The 16393-nt window shown below is 71.5% G+C and carries 14 protein-coding genes; 4 read left to right on the top strand and 10 right to left on the bottom strand.

Annotated features, from left to right (window positions below):
• Positions 1-9 precede the first annotated feature (9 nt).
• Positions 10-978, bottom strand: a complete 969-nt coding sequence (locus tag ACWDR0_RS04880) for a LysR family transcriptional regulator (protein WP_456350199.1) — start codon at positions 976-978, stop codon at positions 10-12.
• A gap of 62 nt (positions 979-1040) precedes the next feature.
• Between ACWDR0_RS04880 and ACWDR0_RS04875 the strand changes: the two genes are divergently transcribed.
• From ACWDR0_RS04875 to ACWDR0_RS04865, 3 genes are all read left to right on the top strand, one after another.
• Positions 1041-2348, top strand: coding sequence for an MFS transporter (locus tag ACWDR0_RS04875; protein WP_456350198.1), 1308 nt, complete (start codon positions 1041-1043; stop codon positions 2346-2348).
• A 233-nt stretch (positions 2349-2581) separates the two neighbouring features.
• Positions 2582-3229: a L,D-transpeptidase family protein gene (locus ACWDR0_RS04870; RefSeq protein ID WP_456350197.1), complete on the top strand. Its 648-nt coding sequence runs from the start codon at positions 2582-2584 to the stop codon at positions 3227-3229.
• A 67-nt stretch (positions 3230-3296) separates the two neighbouring features.
• Complete coding sequence (locus tag ACWDR0_RS04865) at positions 3297-4328, top strand: sigma-70 family RNA polymerase sigma factor (RefSeq protein ID WP_456350196.1); 1032 nt, start codon at positions 3297-3299, stop codon at positions 4326-4328.
• Positions 4329-4349: 21 nt separating this feature from the next.
• Here ACWDR0_RS04865 and ACWDR0_RS04860 read toward each other — a convergent pair whose 3' ends face one another.
• The 8 genes from ACWDR0_RS04860 to ACWDR0_RS04825 all read right to left on the bottom strand — a co-directional run bounded on the left by ACWDR0_RS04860 (position 4350) and on the right by ACWDR0_RS04825 (position 14247).
• On the bottom strand, positions 4350-4688 hold the full coding sequence (locus tag ACWDR0_RS04860; protein ID WP_456350195.1) for an STAS domain-containing protein: 339 nt from the start codon (positions 4686-4688) through the stop codon (positions 4350-4352).
• 379 nt (positions 4689-5067) lie between these two features.
• On the bottom strand, positions 5068-6345 hold the full coding sequence (locus tag ACWDR0_RS04855) for a thymidine phosphorylase (protein ID WP_456350194.1): 1278 nt from the start codon (positions 6343-6345) through the stop codon (positions 5068-5070).
• Positions 6346-6522: 177 nt separating this feature from the next.
• Positions 6523-6930 (bottom strand): cytidine deaminase, encoded by a 408-nt coding sequence (locus ACWDR0_RS04850; RefSeq protein ID WP_456350193.1) that lies wholly within the window; start codon positions 6928-6930, stop codon positions 6523-6525.
• Positions 6927-8216, bottom strand: a complete 1290-nt coding sequence (locus tag ACWDR0_RS04845) for an ABC transporter permease (protein WP_456350192.1) — start codon at positions 8214-8216, stop codon at positions 6927-6929. Before ACWDR0_RS04845 ends, ACWDR0_RS04850 begins: the two co-directional genes overlap by 4 nt.
• On the bottom strand, positions 8213-9349 hold the full coding sequence (locus ACWDR0_RS04840; protein ID WP_456350191.1) for an ABC transporter permease: 1137 nt from the start codon (positions 9347-9349) through the stop codon (positions 8213-8215). Before ACWDR0_RS04840 ends, ACWDR0_RS04845 begins: the two co-directional genes overlap by 4 nt.
• The gene (locus tag ACWDR0_RS04835) at positions 9346-10965 is read right to left on the bottom strand and encodes an ABC transporter ATP-binding protein (RefSeq protein ID WP_456350291.1); all 1620 of its coding nucleotides are present in this window, start codon (positions 10963-10965) and stop codon (positions 9346-9348) included. The genes ACWDR0_RS04840 and ACWDR0_RS04835 overlap by 4 nt, the downstream gene beginning before the upstream one ends.
• A 242-nt stretch (positions 10966-11207) precedes the next feature.
• Positions 11208-12266 carry a BMP family lipoprotein gene (locus tag ACWDR0_RS04830; RefSeq protein WP_456350190.1) on the bottom strand — a complete coding sequence of 353 codons (1059 nt, stop codon included), beginning with the start codon at positions 12264-12266 and terminating at the stop codon, positions 11208-11210.
• Positions 12267-12978: 712 nt separating this feature from the next.
• Entirely contained in the window at positions 12979-14247 is a 1269-nt protein-coding gene (locus ACWDR0_RS04825; RefSeq protein WP_456350290.1) for an amidohydrolase, read from the bottom strand.
• Between the two features lie 249 nt (positions 14248-14496).
• On the opposite strand from ACWDR0_RS04825, the gene ACWDR0_RS04820 reads away from it, so the two are divergent.
• Entirely contained in the window at positions 14497-15471 is a 975-nt protein-coding gene (locus ACWDR0_RS04820; protein WP_456350189.1) for a threonine/serine dehydratase, read from the top strand.
• Positions 15472-15631: 160 nt separating this feature from the next.
• On the opposite strand, the gene ACWDR0_RS04815 is transcribed toward ACWDR0_RS04820, so the two are convergent.
• Positions 15632-16177, bottom strand: a complete 546-nt coding sequence (locus ACWDR0_RS04815; RefSeq protein WP_456350188.1) for a hypothetical protein — start codon at positions 16175-16177, stop codon at positions 15632-15634.
• Positions 16178-16393 lie beyond the last annotated feature (216 nt).

The following is a 16393-nucleotide window of genomic DNA, read 5'->3' as shown; positions in this document are numbered from 1 at the left end:
CCCGGAGAGTCACGGCTCCGTGGGGATCAGCCGGCCGCGGCGGGAGAGCAGGAACTTCTTGAACGCGGCCACCGGCGGGGTGTCCGGATGGCCGTCCAGCCAGGCCAGGCCGATCTCGCGGACCGCGCGCGGTGCCGTGACCGTCAGCTCGACGACACCGGGGCGCGGTACCGCGGGCGGCGGCAGCAGGGCCACTCCGAGGCCCGCCGCCACCAGGCCCCGCAGGGTCTCGGCCTCCTCGCCCTCGAAGGCGACCCGCGGCGTGAACCCGGCCTGGGCGCAGAGGTCGTCGGTGATCCGGCGGAGCCCGTAGCCGGGTTCGAGGGTGACGAAGACATCGTCCGCGGCCTCGGCGAGCCGGACCCGTTTGCGGCCCGCCAGCCGGTGGTCGTCCGGGACGACGAGCCGCAGCCGCTGTTCGTCGAGGCGGCGGCCGACCAGGTCGGGGGCGTCGGGCACCGGTGAGGTCAGACAGAGGTCCAGCTCGCCGCTGCGCAGCCCGCCGAGCATCGCCTCCCCGTAGTTCTGGACCAGGGTGAACCGCACCTTGGGATGGTCGGCGCGGAAGGCGCGCAGCAGCCCGGGGACGGTTTCGGAGCCCATGGTGTGCAGAAAGCCGAAGGCGACCTTGCCGGCCCGGGGGTCGGCGTCGGCGCGTACGGACTCGGCGGCCCGCTCGACCTCGGCGAGGGCCCGTTCGACGGAGGAGAGGAACGTCCGCCCGGCGGGGGTGAGGGAGACCGTGCGCCCGGTGCGGGCGAACAGGGTGACGCCCAGGTCGCGTTCGAGCCGGACCACCGCCCGGGAGAGCGTCGACTGCGGTACGCCGATCTCCTGTGCGGCGCGCGTCACATGTTCGTGGCGGGCGACCTCCGCGAAGTACGCGAGCCTCGGCACCAGCTGGACAAGTAGCGCCGGAATGTCTTCTGTGTCACTGCTATGTGACAGCCACCGTTCTGAACTGCGGTCATGCGCCATGGGAACGATTATGGACGTTCCATGCATTGGACGCATGAAATCCGCGGCCGTAGGTTCGGAGCATGCCTGCCGCCAGTACCGAGGCGTCCGCTCCCGTAGCGGGCGCCCTCGCACCCGAAGCCCCGTCCCCGGCCCCGTCGCCGCTCCCCGAGCCCCTCTCCCCCGGGCAGCCCGCCTACCGCCGGATGAGCCTCGCGCTCTTCGCCGCCGGTGTCGCGGCCTTCGCCCTCCTCTACTCCACGCAGGCACTGCTGCCGGCCGTCTCCGCCGACTTCGGTGTGACGGCCTCGGCCGCGAGCTGGACGGTCTCGGCCGCCACCGGCGCGCTCGCCCTCTTCGTCCTGCCGCTCAGCGCGCTCTCCGAGCGCTTCGGGCGGCGCACCCTGATGACGGTCTCGCTGACGGCCGCCGTCGTCCTCGGGCTGCTGGTGCCGCTGGCGCCGAGCCTGGAGACGCTGGTGGCGCTGCGGGCCCTCCAGGGCGCCGCGCTGGCGGGCGTCCCGGCCGCCGCGATGGCCTATCTGGCGGAGGAGGTACGGCCCCGGGCCCTGGTCGGCGCGATCGGGCTCTTCGTGGCGGGCAACAGCATCGGCGGGATGAGCGGGCGGATCGTGACCGGCTGGGCCGCGCAGTTCGGCGGCTGGCGGGCCGGACTGGCCGCGGTGGGCGTCCTGGCGCTGATCGCCGCGGTGGCCTTCCGGGTGCTGCTGCCCCGGCCGCGCCGCTTCACCCCGGCCGCGGTGAGCCCGAAGACCCTGGCGTCGACCGTCCGCGGGCATCTGGCGAACCCGCTGCTGCTGCGGCTGTACGCGATCGGCGCGCTCTTCATGACCGTGTTCGGCGCGGTCTACACGATGATCGGCTACCGGCTGACGGAGGAGCCGTTCGGTCTGCCGCCGGGCGTCGTGGGCTCCGTCTTCCTGGTCTATCTCGTCGGTACGGTCTCCTCCGGCTCGGCCGGACGGCTGGTGGCACGGCTGGGGCGGCGCGGGGCGCTGTACCTCGCGGTGGTCACCACCGCGAGCGGGCTGCTGCTCTCGCTCTCCGCCTCCCTGACGGCGGTGCTGCTGGGCCTGGTGCTGATCACGGCCGGATTCTTCGCGGGCCACGCGGTCGCGTCCTCGGCAGTGAGCCGGACCGCGACCACGGGCCGGGCGCAGGCCTCGGCCCTCTACCAGTCGGCGTACTACATCGGCAGCAGCGTCGGCGGCACCCTGGGCGCCATCGCCTTCCACTCCGGCGGCTGGGCGGGCACGGTCGCCCTCGGGCTGCTCGCGGTCACCGGGGTCGTGTCGCTCACCGCGTACGGCACCTGGGCCGCCCGGGTGGCGGCCCGGCGGACCCTGGTGGTCGCCACCGGGGGCCGCTGAGCCCGCGGCGGGCCTGGCCGGAAGGAGCCGTAGGCCCCCCGGACGCGCCCCGGAGGGCTTCGCCTCCCGCTGTTCCTAAACCGAGACATTCTCCCTACAACTCCTTCCCCTTACTCCTCGTCATACCTGGTGGGTCGCTCACAAGGACCGGCCCACCAGGGGAAATCAACGAGGGGGGACCAACCATGGTCCGGACACGCAGGCGCGCAGGCGTCGTACTCGGACTCGCGGGAATGATCGTTCCGCTGACGATGGTGATGGGCACCGGAACCGCCCAGGCCGCGTCGTGCTCGACGAAGCCGGGCCCGTACCAGAAGCAGGTGGAGAAGTTCCTCGGCCTCAAGGTCGACGGCAAGCAGTCCTCCGCCGACTGCAAGGCGATCACCGCCTTCCAGAAGAAGCACTGGATCACGCCGAACAACGGGGTGGCCGGGCCGGTCACCTGGCGGACGATGAGCACGATGCTGGCGCAGAAGGCCGCCGGGACCAACCCGAACAAGGCCGGCAGCTGTCCCACCAACAAGGGCCGGATCGCCTGTGTCGACCTGACCCGGCAGCTGAGCTGGATCCAGGACGGCAAGAAGCTGGCGTACGGTCCGGTCCCGATCCGCACCGGCCGCGACGGCGCCGAGACCCGGACCGGGCTGAAGAAGATCTACTGGCGGAACATCGACCACTTCTCCAGCCTCTACAAGGTACCGATGCCGTACGCCCAGTTCTTCGACGGCGGCCAGGCGTTCCACTCCGTCACCAAGCCGATCCACAGCCCGCCCGGCTCCGCCGGCTGCGTCAACATGACCCCGGCCGCGGCGAAGAAGTACTGGAGCATGCTGAAGAACGGCAACAGCGTCTTCGTCTGGGGCAAGAAGCCCGGAACCTGAGCCGCGCTGTCGGTGCCCTCCTGTAGGTTCCGCAGTACTGGAGCCGATGGGTACAGGGGTGGACCCGATGAGTGATCTGGCAACGACGGACCAAAGCGGTGGGGAGAGCGCCCGGGGCGGGACAAAGGCCCTGGAAGCGGATCTGGAACGGTACCGCCGGGAACTGACCGGCTACTGCTACCGCATGCTCGGCTCCTCCTTCGAGGCGGAGGACGCCGTCCAGGACACGATGGTCCGCGCCTGGCGGAGCGTCGAGAAGTTCGAAGGACGTTCGTCGCTGCGGTCCTGGCTCTACCGGATCGCGACGAACGTCTGCCTCGACATGCTGAACGCGGGCAACCGGCGGGCCCGGCCGATGGACCTGTCGGGCCCCACGCCGGTCGCCCAGGCTCAGCTCACCGCCCGTCCCGAGGCCACCTGGCTGGAGCCGGTGCCCGACGGGCGGGTACTGCCGTCCGCGGGGGACCCGGCGGACACCGCCGTCGAGCGGGAGACCATCCGGCTGGCCTTCGTCGCCGCCCTCCAGCATCTGCCGCCCAAGCAGCGTGCCGTGCTGATCCTGCGCGAGGTCCTCTCCTGGAAGGCGTCCGAGGTGGCCGAGCTGCTCGGCACCTCGGTCGCCTCGGTGAACAGCGCCCTCCAGCGGGCCCGGGCCACACTCGCCGACTCCCCGCCCGCGGCCGGCGATCTCGCCGATCCGCTGGACGAGGAGCAGCGCGAGCTGCTGGAGCGCTATGTCGCCGCCTTCGAGGGGTACGACATGGAGGCGCTGACCGCCGTGCTCCACGACGACGCCACGCTCTCCATGCCGCCCTACGACCTCTGGCTCCAGGGCCACGAGAACATCGTGGGCTGGATGCTCGGCGTCGGCTCGGTCTGCCGGGGCTCCCGGCTGGTCCCGACCGTCGCCAACGGCATGCCCGCCTTCGCGCACTACCACGAGGCGGAGGACGGCAACGGCCACACGCCGTGGGCGCTCATGGTCATGGACATCAGGGACGGAAAGATCGCGGGGATCAACTCCTTCCTCGACACCGCCCGCTGGTTCCCCCTCTTCGGTCTGCCGGACCGGCTGGAGGCGGCGCCCGCCGAAGGCTAGACCGTCTCCGGGGGTGACGGGTCAGGCCGTCTCACCGTCCGGGTCCGGGCCGCTGTGCGCGAGGGCACCCAGTCCCACCAGGTGCAGCAGCGCCAGCAGTTCGGCCGGGGTGCCGCGCAGGCGCAGCCGGCAGCGGAGGCGGCGGGCGGTGAGATGGAGCCGGGCGACGGCGTCGACCGTGGTCAGGTCGGCGCCGGTCAGCTCCCGTACATCGCAGACCGCGTCCGTCGCCCCGCCGTCACCGAGCCTGATACTCAGCTCGGCGCAGAGCCCCGGCACATCGGCGGGAAGCACCCGCCCGGCGATCCTGAGAACCACCGGACCGGCGTTGCTGCTGGCGGTGGAGGTGTCTGGGCACATGGGTTGCGGTCCCCGTTCCGTCGTTGTCCGGCGTCTTCACGCTCTTAAGGACCGGGGACCGCTTCCGGAATCATCGTTTTTTTGGGGCTCGGTTCGCCTCCGGGGGGCTAAAGCGGTTTTCTTCAGTCGATCGTGCTCGACCGCTCGTTCCTCACGGTCTCCGCGCGTTCTCCTTCCAGAAATCCGCGCCCCCCTTCGGCTCACTCGCCGACGTCAAGGGGTGGGCCCGCTCGCGCCGGTCAGGAAATCGGGTCGAGCAAGATCAGTCGATCGTGCTCGACCGCTCGTTCCTCGCGATCTCCGCGCGTTCTCCTTCCAGACCACGGCGCGCCCCTTCGGCTCACTCGCCGACGTCAAGGGGTGGGCCCGCTCGCGCCGGTCAGGAGATCCGGTCCAGCACGATCGGCGCCGGGGTGAAGGCCGTGCCCTCGGGGGCGATGTCGAACGCGCCCGCCAGGGGCTCCAGCGCCCAGTCGAACTTCTCCGGGGTGTCCGTGTGCAGGGTCAGCAGCGGCTGGCCCGCGGTGACCGTGTCGCCCGGCTTGGCGTGCAGTTCGACACCGGCACCGGCCTGCACCGGGTCCTCCTTGCGGGCCCGGCCGGCGCCCAGCCGCCAGGCGGCGAGGCCGATGTCGTAGGCGTCGAGGCGGGTGAGGACACCACCGGCGGGGGCGGTGACGACATGCTGCTCCCGGGCGACCGGCAGCTCCGCGTCCGGGTCGCCGCCCTGGGCGCTGATCATCCGGCGCCAGACGTCCATCGCGGAGCCGTCGGCCAGGGCCTTCGCCGGGTCGGCGTCGGGCAGCCCGGCGGCGGTGAGCATCTCCCGGGCCAGGGCCAGGGTCAGCTCCACCACATCGGCGGGGCCGCCGCCCGCGAGGACCTCGACGGACTCGCGGACCTCCAGGGCATTGCCCGCCGTCAGACCCAGCGGGGTGGACATGTCGGTGAGCAGGGCGACCGTACGGACGCCGCTGTCGGTGCCCAGGGCCACCATGGTGGACGCCAGCTCGCGGGCGTCGTCCAGGTTCTTCATAAAGGCGCCGGTGCCGACCTTGACGTCGAGGACCAGGGAGCCGGTGCCCTCGGCGATCTTCTTGGACATGATGGAGGACGCGATCAGCGGGATCGCCTCCACGGTGCCGGTGACATCGCGCAGCGCGTACAGCTTCTTGTCGGCGGGGGCCAGCCCGTCGCCGGCCGCGCAGATCACCGCGCCGGTGGAGTCCAGGACCTGGAGCATCTCCTCGTTGGAGAGCAGGGCCCGCCAGCCCGGGATGGACTCCAGCTTGTCGAGGGTGCCGCCGGTGTGGCCGAGTCCGCGGCCCGAGAGCTGCGGTACGGCGGCGCCGCAGGCGGCGACCAGCGGCGCCAGCGGGAGGGTGATCTTGTCGCCGACGCCGCCGGTGGAGTGCTTGTCGGCGGTGGGGCGGCTGAGGGTGTCGAAGCTCATCCGCTCGCCGGAGGCGATCATCGCGGCGGTCCAGCGGGCGATCTCGGTGCGGTTCATGCCGTTGAGCAGGATCGCCATCGCCAGGGACGACATCTGCTCGTCGGCGACCGCACCACGGGTGTAGGCGTCGATGACCCAGTCGATCTGCTCACCGGAGAGTTCGCCGCGGTCGCGCTTGGTGCGGATGACGGAGATGGCGTCCATGGTGTTCCTCCTGTGGTGCGGGTGGTACGGGCGGAGAGGGGGCTGCTGAGGGTGTGGTTCCGCCCTCGGGGGTGGCCGGGCGGGCGGCTCCGGCGGCCGGCCGGGCCGGAGCCGTACGGGCCCGGAAAAGGCCGCGGCCCCCTCCTCCGGTACTCCGGGGAAGGGGCCGCGCCGGGGTCATGCCAGATGGGCCGGGCCGAACGGCTGCGGCAGCAGCTCGGCCATGGTGACAATGCCCGCGGGGGTGTCGAGCAGCAGCTCGGGCCCCCCGAACTCGTAGAGCAGCTGACGGCACCTGCCGCACGGCACGAGGCTCTCGCCCCGGCCGTCGACGCAGGTGAAGTGGGTCAGCCTGCCGCCACCGGTGAGGTGGAGCCGGGAGACCAGACCGCACTCGGCGCAGAGCGAGAGGCCGTAGGAGGCGTTCTCGACATTGCAGCCGGTGACCGTGCGGCCGTCGTCGACCCGGGCGGCCGCGCCGACCGGGAAGTCCGAGTACGGGACGTACGCATGGGCCATCGCCTCACGCGCCTGCACCCGCAGGGCCTCCCAGTCGAACGCGTCCGGCGCGGCGGCCGGGGTCATTTGCCCTGGCCCTTGCGGTAGCGCATACCGTCCGCCTTGGGCATTCTCAGCCGTTGCGCGGAGAGCGACAGGACCAGCAGCGTCACGATGTACGGGGTCGCGGTGACGAACTCGGTCGGGACGGTGTCCGTGCCCAGGTACCAGACCAGGACGGCCGCCGCGATCACGGCGCTGACCGTGGCCGGGACGAACGCCTTGCGGTAGTACTTCCAGAGCGCGAGGCCGACCAGGACGACCACCAGCAGCAGGAGCAGTGCGTGGACGGACTGGCCGCCGTTGCGCAGCTGGAGGGCGTCGGCGTAGCCGAAGAGTCCGGCGCCCATCGCGAGCCCGCCGGGCCGCCAGTTGCCGAAGATCATCGCCGCCAGGCCGATATAGCCGCGGCCGCCGGTCTGGCCCTCGTTGTAGATGTGCGAGGTGACCAGGGAGAGGAAGGCACCGCCGAGACCGGCCATACCGCCGGAGATGATCACCGCGATGTACTTGTACTTGTAGACGTTGACACCGAGGGACTCGGCCGCGATCGGGTTCTCGCCGCAGGAGCGCAGCCGGAGGCCGAAGCCGGTCTTCCAGAGCACCGCGAAGGTGCCCACGAAGAGCAGCATGGCGACGATCGTCAGCAGCGAGACATCGGTGACCAGGCCGCCGAGGATGCCCGCGACGTCCGAGACGAAGAACCACTCGTGGTTCTCGATGGTCTTGAAGAGGTCCGAGAGGCCGGGCAGGGTCACGGTCGCGATGTCGTCGGAGGGCGGCGACTGCTTGGGGCTGCCGCCCTTGGCCGCGGCCTCGCCGCTGTTGAACCAGAGCTTGGCGAAGTAGGTGGTGATGCCCAGCGCCAGGATGTTGATCGCGATACCGGAGATGATGTGGTCGACACCGAAGGTGACGGTGGCGATCGCATGGAGCAGGCCGCCGAACATACCGCCCAGCACACCGGCGAGAACGCCGATCCACGGGTCGGTCTGCCAGCCGGCCCAGGCACCGAAGAAGGTGCCGAGGATCATCATGCCTTCGAGACCGATGTTGACGACGCCCGCCCGCTCGGCCCAGAGACCGCCGAGACCGGCGAGGCCGATCGGGACGGCCAGCGCCAGGGAGGCGCTGATCAGGCCGGAGGAGGTGATGTCGTCGGCCCCGGTGATGACCCGCACCGCGGAGAGCGCGACCAGCGCGCCCGCGATGATCAGCAGGATCATGGGGAAGGACAGGCGGGTGCGCCCGCCCTTGCCGCCGCTCACCCGGGGGGCGGCGGGCGGCGGAGTCGTGGTCGCCGTGGCGGTCACGCCGACACCTCCTGCTTGTCGGTGTTGCCGTTGCCGTTGTTGCCGTTGGAGCGGGCCTGGGCGGCGAGCTTGGCGCCGACCTGCCGCTGCTGGCGCTTGAGGCCGTAGCGGCGGACGACTTCGTAGGCGATGACCACGCAGAGGACGATGACGCCCTGGATGACGCCGACGATCTCCTTGTCGTAGCCCTGGAACTCCAGCTGGCCGCTGCCGCGCTCCAGGAAGGCCCAGAGGATCGCGCCGAGCGCGATGCCGATCGGGTGGTTGCGGCCGAGCAGGGCGATGGCGATACCGGTGAAGCCGATGCCGACCGGGAAGTCGCCGCTGTACTCGTAGCTGTCGTTCAGCAGGGTCGGCATACCGACCAGACCGGCGGCGGCGCCGGAGATCAGCATGGACGTGATGACCATCTTCTTCACGTTCACGCCGCTGGCCTGGGCGGCCGAGCCGGACTGGCCGACCGTGCGCAGGTCGAAGCCGAAGCGGGTACGGGAGAGCGTGAACCAGTACGCCACTCCGACGAGCACGGCGACCACGAGGAAGCCCCAGACGGGCTCGGGCTGGGTCGGGAACTCGAAGAAGCGGGAGGACTCCGGGATGGGCTTGGTGGAGACCTTGGTACCGGCCTGGTCGAGGTGGCCGAGCCGGCCCTGCTGGAGCAGATAGCCGATGATCGCGGTGGCGATCGCGTTCAGCATGATCGTCGAGACGACCTCGCTGACCCCGCGGGTGACCTTGAGCAGACCGGCGATACCGGCCCACATGGCGCCGACGAGCATCGCGCAGAGGATGATCAGCGGAATCTGCACCGGGCCCGGCAGGGTCAGCGCGCCGCCGAGGGCCGCGGCGAAGAAGGCCGCCAGCCGGTACTGGCCGTCGACTCCGATGTTGAACAGGTTCATCCGGAAGCCGATGGCGACCGCGATGCCCGCGAGGTAGTACGTGGTGGCCTTGTTGATGATGTAGACCTGGCTGTCCGACTTCGAGCCGTAGTCGAACATGATGCTGAAGGCGTTGAACGGCTCCTTGCCGGTCGCGGCCAGCACCAGCGCGGTGACCAGGAAGGCGACCACGATCGCCAGCAGCGGGGCGGCGAGCCCCAGGAGCACCCGCTCCTTGTCGAACTTCTTCATCGGTCCTCTCCCCCGTCCGTGCGGCGCTCGGCGCCGGGGGTCTCGTCGGCGGAGCTCTCCGGGACGGCGTCCTCGGTGTGCTCCAGATGGCCGGTGGCCGCGCCGGTCATGGCGGAGCCCAGCTCCTCCGGGGTGATCGTCGCGGGGTCCGCGTCCGCGACGAGCCTGCCGCGGTACATCACCCGCAGGGTGTCGGAGAGGCCGATCAGCTCGTCGAGGTCGGCGGAGATCAGCAGGACCGCGAGGCCCTCACGGCGGGCCTCCCGGATCTGGTCCCAGATCTGGGCCTGCGCGCCGACGTCCACACCGCGGGTGGGGTGGGCGGCGATCAGCAGCTTGGGGTTGTGGCTCATCTCCCGGCCGACGATCAGCTTCTGCTGGTTGCCGCCGGAGAGGGAGGCGGCGGTGACGTCGATACCGGGGGTGCGGACGTCGTACTCGCGCACGATCCGCTCGGTGTCGGCGCGGGCGGCCTTGATGTCGAGGAAGGCGCCCTTGCTGTTGGGCTTCTCGGTGACATGGCCGAGGATCCGGTTCTCCCACAGCGGCGCTTCGAGCAGCAGTCCGTGGCGGTGGCGGTCCTCGGGGATGACGGCCATGCCGTCCTCGCGCCGCTTCCGGGTGGGGGTGTGGGAGATGTCGGCGCCATCGAGCACGACGGTGCCGCTGTCCGCGGTCCGCATGCCCATCACCGCCTCGACCAGTTCGGACTGGCCGTTGCCCTCCACACCGGCGATGCCGAGCACCTCGCCCTTGTGGATGGTGAAGGCGATGCCGTCGAGTACGGCGCGGACCACGCCGTCCGGGTCGGTGGCGGTCAGCCGCAGCCCGTCGACCGTGAGCATCGGAACGTCGGTGACGGTCGACTCGCGGGTCTCCGGCGACGGCAGCTCGCTGCCGACCATCAGCTCGGCGAGCTGCTTGGGCGTGGTGTTCGCCGGGTCGGCGGTGCCGACCGTGGTGCCGCGCCGGATGACGGTGATGTCGTCGGCGACCGAGAGCACCTCGCCCAGCTTGTGCGAGATGAAGATGACCGTCAGGCCCTCGGCCTTCAGCTCCCGCAGATTGTCGAAGAGCGCGTCGACCTCCTGCGGCACCAGGACGGCGGTGGGCTCGTCCAGGATCAGGGTGCGGGCACCGCGGTAGAGGACCTTGAGGATCTCCACCCGCTGGCGGTCGGCGACGCCGAGGTCCTCGACGTGCGCGTCGGGGCGGATCCCGAGGCCGTAGGCGTCGGAGATCTCCCTGATCTTGGCGCGCGCCCGGTCCCCGATGCCGTAGAGCTTCTCGGAGCCGAGGACCACGTTCTCCAGCACGGTCAGGTAGTCGGCGAGCATGAAGTGCTGGTGCACCATGCCGATACCGCGGGCGATCGCGTCGCCGGGGCTGTGGAACGAGACCTGCTCGCCGTCGATGGTGATGGTGCCCTCGTCCGGCTTCTGCATGCCGTAGAGGATCTTCATCAGGGTGGACTTCCCGGCGCCGTTCTCGCCGACGAGGGCGTGGACGGTACCGCGGCGCACGGTGATGTCGATGTCGTGGTTGGCCACGACTCCGGGGAATCGTTTGGTGATGCCGCGGAGCTCTACGGCATGGGGGCTGCTGGACGCGTTGATGACGCACTCTCCCTGGGCAGGAGCGGAGGAGGAGCTGGGGCGGGGGTGTGGTGGCGAAAAATACCGTGCTTTACGGCGGCCGGTAGATGCTACGCGCGTAGCGCCACCAAATCGTTTGACGCCCCTTGCGCGGTGCTCCCGGGAGGGGGGTGGGAACACCGTGGGGATCGGGGGGTACCGCGTGGATCAGGGCCCGGAGGAACGGTACGGCCGCTCGCCCGGGCCCTGATCGACTGCTGGGATCAGATGGTGGTCTTGACCTTGATCTGACCGTCGACGATCTTCTTCTTCGCCTCGTCGAGCTTCGCCTGGATGTCCTTCAGGTGGTCACCCGTGGTGGTGAGGCTGACACCGTCCTCGGCGAGCGAGTAGGTGTGGACGCCGGTCAGCGGCTTGCCGTCCTTGACGGACTTCGACAGCTCGAAGACGCCGGTGTCGACGTTCTTCACCACCGAGGTCAGGATGGAGGCGGCGTACTTCGACAGGGCCGGGTCCTTGGCCTGGTCGGAGTCGACACCGATGGCCCAGGTGCCCTTCTTGGCGGCGACGGCCTCGATGGCGCCGGCGCCGGAGCCGCCCGCGGCCGCGTAGATCACGTCGATGCCCTTGTCGAGCATGCCCTGGGCGGCGGCCTTGCCCTTGTCCGGGCTGCCGAAGCCGGAGAGGTCGGTACCGGTGGTCAGGTACTGGATCTGGACCGAGGCGCTCGGCTTGGTCTCCTTGACGCCCTGCTCGAAGCCGGCCGCGAACTTCTTGATCAGCGGCAGGTCCACACCGCCGATGAAGCCGACCTTGCCGTCCTTGGACTTCAGGGCCGCGGCGACACCCGCGAGGTAGGAGCCCTGCTCCTCGGTGAAGACGATGCTGTCGACGTTCTTGGCCTCGGAGACCGAGTCGACCAGACCGAAGGTCGTCTTCGGGAACTTGGCCGCGACCTTGTCGACGGAGTCCTTGTAGGCGAAACCGACGGCGATGACCGGGTTGTAGCCGCCCTCGGCCAGGGAGACCAGACGCGCCTCGCGGTCGGCGGGGGTCTCGCCGTGCTTGGCGGTCAGCTCCTTGACCTCGGCGCCCAGCTCGGCCTTGGCCTTGTCCAGGCCGCGCGCGGCGGAGTCGTTGAAGGAGTTGTCACCGCGGCCGCCGACGTCGTACGCGGCGCCGACCTTCAGCTTGCCGCCGGTACCGGCGGACGAGGTGCTGGAGGAGCTGGACTCGGTGGAGGACTCGCCGCACGCGGTGGCCGTGAGAGCGAGGGCCGCGGCCGTGATGCCCGCGGCGGTGATCTTGGATACCCGGCGCAAGAGGAGGGTCCCTTCGAGACTGACCGAAAGCGCCTCTTCCGGCGCTGGTTTCGCCGCGATCGTAACGCGCGTAGATGTCAGTTAAAGACCCGTTCATGAGTCGTTATCGGATCGTCGCGTTCGCCGGTCGGGAGGGTGACGGGACGGTGACGGAAAAGGGTCACGGGGGACGGATGAGGCGGGTGGGCCGCCCACCACAACATGTCCGGAAATCGCCGGTCCCCTGCGGGGGGCCTGGGCGGTCTCCGGGGGCGCAGGGCCCCTGCGGGGGGCTCGGGAGGCGTGGAGGGCGCCGGGCTTCCGCGGGGCCGGGCGGGGGCTCCGGGGCGCCCGTCCCGGGGGTGCGGGCGCGGCCGGGGGCGGGCACCCGGAAGTGCGGGGCCGCACGGCGCCGGGCGCAGGGCCCCTGCGGGGAGCTTGCCGGGGTGCTCCGGGACACCCGTCCCCGGGGGTGCGGGGCCGCACGGCGCCGGGCGCGGGTCCCCTGCGGGGTCCGGGCGCGGGGGGTGCGGGGGCCGGGCGCGTGTGGTCCCCGCGCGGGCCCGGAGCCCGGGACCGACAGCCGGGCGTGGGGCTTGCGGGGCGTACGGACGGCTGTACGGGCGGGGTGGCCGCCCGGCACCGGCCGGGTGTCCCGTGCGACGGGACACGGCCCCGGCCGCGGGGCCCGCCCGGGGTACAGGCCACCGGGTGGGTTGGGGTCCCCGGCGGGTCAGGCGTCTTCGCGGCTCTCGGCGTTCTCGCCGCTCTCGGCGGCTTTGGTGTCGCGGGCGCTCAGCAGCGCCGCCGCCGTGAACAGCTCGACGCCCACACGGATGGACTCCTCGTCGACGTCGAAGTCGCCCCGGTGGAGATCGCGGCGGACCGTGTCGCCGGGGCGGCGGACGCCCAGCCGGGCCATCGCGCCCGGCACATGCTCCAGATACCAGGAGAAGTCCTCCCCGCCGAGGCTCTGCTCGGTGTCCTCCACGGTGTGGGCGCCGCGGCGGGCCGCCTGGGCGGCCCGCAGCAGGTCGGTGACCTCCGGATCGTTCACCACCGGCGGCACCCCGCGGATGTAGTCGATCTGCGATTTCGCCCGGTGCAGCGCCGCGACCTCGTCGATCGCGGCATGGACCAGATCGGGCGCCTCCCGCCAGGCCGCCAGGTCGAGGCAGCGCACGGTCCCCGACAGCTCCGCGTGCTGCGGGATCACATTGCAGGCATGGCCGGACTCGATACGTCCCCAGGTCACAGCGAGGCCGGAGCGCGCGTCCACCCGGCGGGCCACCAGTGCCGGCACCTCGGTGACGATCTTCGCGGCGGCGGTGACCAGGTCGGTGGTCAGATGGGGGCGGGCGGTGTGGCCGCCGGGCCCGTCGAGGGTGACCTCCAGCCGGTCGCAGGCGGAGGTGATCGGCCCGGGCCGCAGTCCGATGAACCCGGCGTCGACCTTGGGGTCGCAGTGGACCGCGATGATCCGCCCGACGCCGTCGAGGACCCCGGACGCGATCGCGTCCGGCGCGCCGCCCGGCAGGACCTCCTCGGCGGGCTGGAAGAGCAGCCGCACCGGCGCGGGCAGCAGCCCGGCCCGGTCCAGTTCGGCGAGGACCAGTCCGGCGCCGAGGACCGTCGTGGTGTGGACGTCGTGGCCGCAGGCGTGGGCCCGGTCCGGGACGGTGGAGCGGTAGGCCACCGAGGTCTTGGTGTCGGGAATCGGCAGCGCGTCGATGTCCGCGCGCAGCGCCAGCATCGGCGTCACGCCGTCCCAGGTACCGATGTCACAGACGAGTCCGGTGCCCACGCTCAGCACCCGCGGCGCGAGGCCGGCCGCTTCGAGCCGGTTTTTGATCGCGGTGGTCGTCCGGAACTCCTGATTGCCCAGCTCGGGGTGCATATGGAGGTCACGGCGGAACGCGATCAGCTCGGCACGCAGGGGCTCGGACAGCGTGCCGGGCAGTGAGACGCTCCCGGGCAGATCGGCTTCGGACTCTCGGGACATCAGTTGGTTCACCTGTTGAAGAGTAGGCCCAGCAGGGGGTCAACTGACCACTGATCAACAAAAGTTCAATCCATTAGGGGAAGAAAAATGGACTGCGCGCGCATGGTTACGCACCCGTGTGGGTAAGGTCCGGCCTCTTTCCGACCGTACCGGTGCTCGCCCTTCCCCGCCTCCGGAGGAGTCATGCCGCTCCGGCGCCGCCCGGACCGGCCCCGTTTCGGCCCGGTGGGCCGGTGCGAGGATGAGGACATGATTGCCATCGAGGATGTACACGCGGCTGCCCGGCTCATCGAGGGGCATGTGGTCCGCACGCCGACCGTGTTCTCCCCCGGGCTCTCGGAGCTGCTCGGGGCCCCGGTCACCGCGAAACTGGAGCTTCTCCAGCGCACGGGCTCCTTCAAGGCGCGCGGCGCGCTGGCGAAGCTGCTGTCGCTGGACGCGGCGCAGCGCGCGGCGGGCGTGGTCGCGGTGAGCGGCGGCAACCACGGTGTGGCGGTGGCCGTGGCGGCCGGGATGCTCGACATCAAGGCGACGGTCTGCATGGCGCGTACGGCCTCGGCGCGGTCGGTGGAGGCAGCCGCGGCGGCGGGGGCGAACGTCCGGCTCACGGAGACCATGCCGGAGGCGTTCGCGCTGATGGAGCGGCTGCGCGCGGAGGGCATGACGCTGGTCCACCCCTTCGACGATCCGCTGGTGATCGCGGCCCAGGGGACGGTCGGGCTGGAGTTCGCCGAGGACCTTCCGGCGACCGGTGCGGACACTCCGACGGACGTCCTGGTCAGCATCGGCGGCGGGGGGCTGATCGCGGGGGTGACGGTGGCGCTGAAGGCGCTGCTGCCCGGGGTCCGGGTCTGGGGCGTCGAGACGGCCGGCGCGGAGTCGATGTCCCGGGCGCTGGCGGCGGGCGGCCCGGTGCCGGTCGAGCTGTCGTCGCTGGTGACCACCTTGAGCGCGCCCTCGGTCTCCCGGCTGACGTACGACCATGCGGCGGCGCTGCTGGAGGGCGTGATCGTGGTCCCCGACGCGGAGGCGGTCCGGGGCGTCCGGGACCTGGCCCACCACGCCAAGCTCTGGACCGAACCGGCCGCGGGCTGCCTCCTCCCGGCCGCCCGCCGCGTCCTCGGCCGCTCCGGCCCGGACACCCGCATCGGCCTGGTGGTCTGCGGCGGCAACGCGACCCTGCCGGACGCGGTGGGGTGGGGCGTGGCGGAGCGGCAGGACTGAGGGCGGGGCGGATCCGTTCCGTACGGCGGCGGCCCCGGCAAGGCCGCGGCCCGCTCCGCCGGGGCGGGGCCGCGCGGCCCCTTCCGGGGGCTGCCCGCGGTGCAGGGAACGGGCCGGCTGAAGAACGGACCGGGCGGCCGGTGGCGGGCGGCCCGGCCCGTCAGCACATGTCCCGGGCCGTCTTCTCGAACTCCTCCCGGGTGACCGCGTCGCCGTTCCAGACCTCGCCCGGCTTCAGCGACTTCAGGTCCTCCAGGGTGAAGTCGAGCCAGGAGTTGTACGTGTCCCAGTCCTCGGCGTCCCCCCGGAAGTCCAGGGAGTAGCGGTGGCCCGGGCGCAGTTCCTGGGGCCCTTTCGTGCGCACCTTCCAGGCGGCCGGGGGTGAGAAGAGCGGGAACCCGGCCGCGGAGACGCCGTCCCGGTGTCCGACGGACCAGGAGGTGTTCACCCGCCGTACGGCACCGGTCCCGGCCGCCGCGGTCCCCGGGGAGATCACCGTGGCCGCTCCGGACGGGGTGTCCGAAAAGCTCTCCAGGGTCAGGCCGTACGCCCGGTCCCCGTCGCACGGCCGGATCTCGGCGACCGGTATCCCGTCCGCCCCGATCCACACGGCCGTCAGATCCTTGGTCGGTACCGAACAGGCCCCCGCCGTCGTGACCAGCCCTGTCACCAGGCACAGCGCGGCAATGCTCCGTCGTGCGCTCACGTCTCCCCCTCGACGTCCGCAGTGGAGCCCCCAGCATGGACCGGCCGCCGGGCCGGGGACACGACCGGGGCTGCCGCCCGTACGAGCTGCGGCCGAATCGTGGCCGGTCCGCGATCCGCGGCACATACCAGGGGCATGTAACCACCCGTGATGACAACGGAGTCGGCGGTCCTTCCTATGCTGTGTGACCAAGATCGACTCAGCACGGCACAGCAG

This window comes from Streptomyces sp. NPDC003691 (assembly GCF_053981115.1).
Note: the sequence above shows the minus strand (reverse complement) of the source record. Positions and strands in the feature narration are given on the sequence as shown.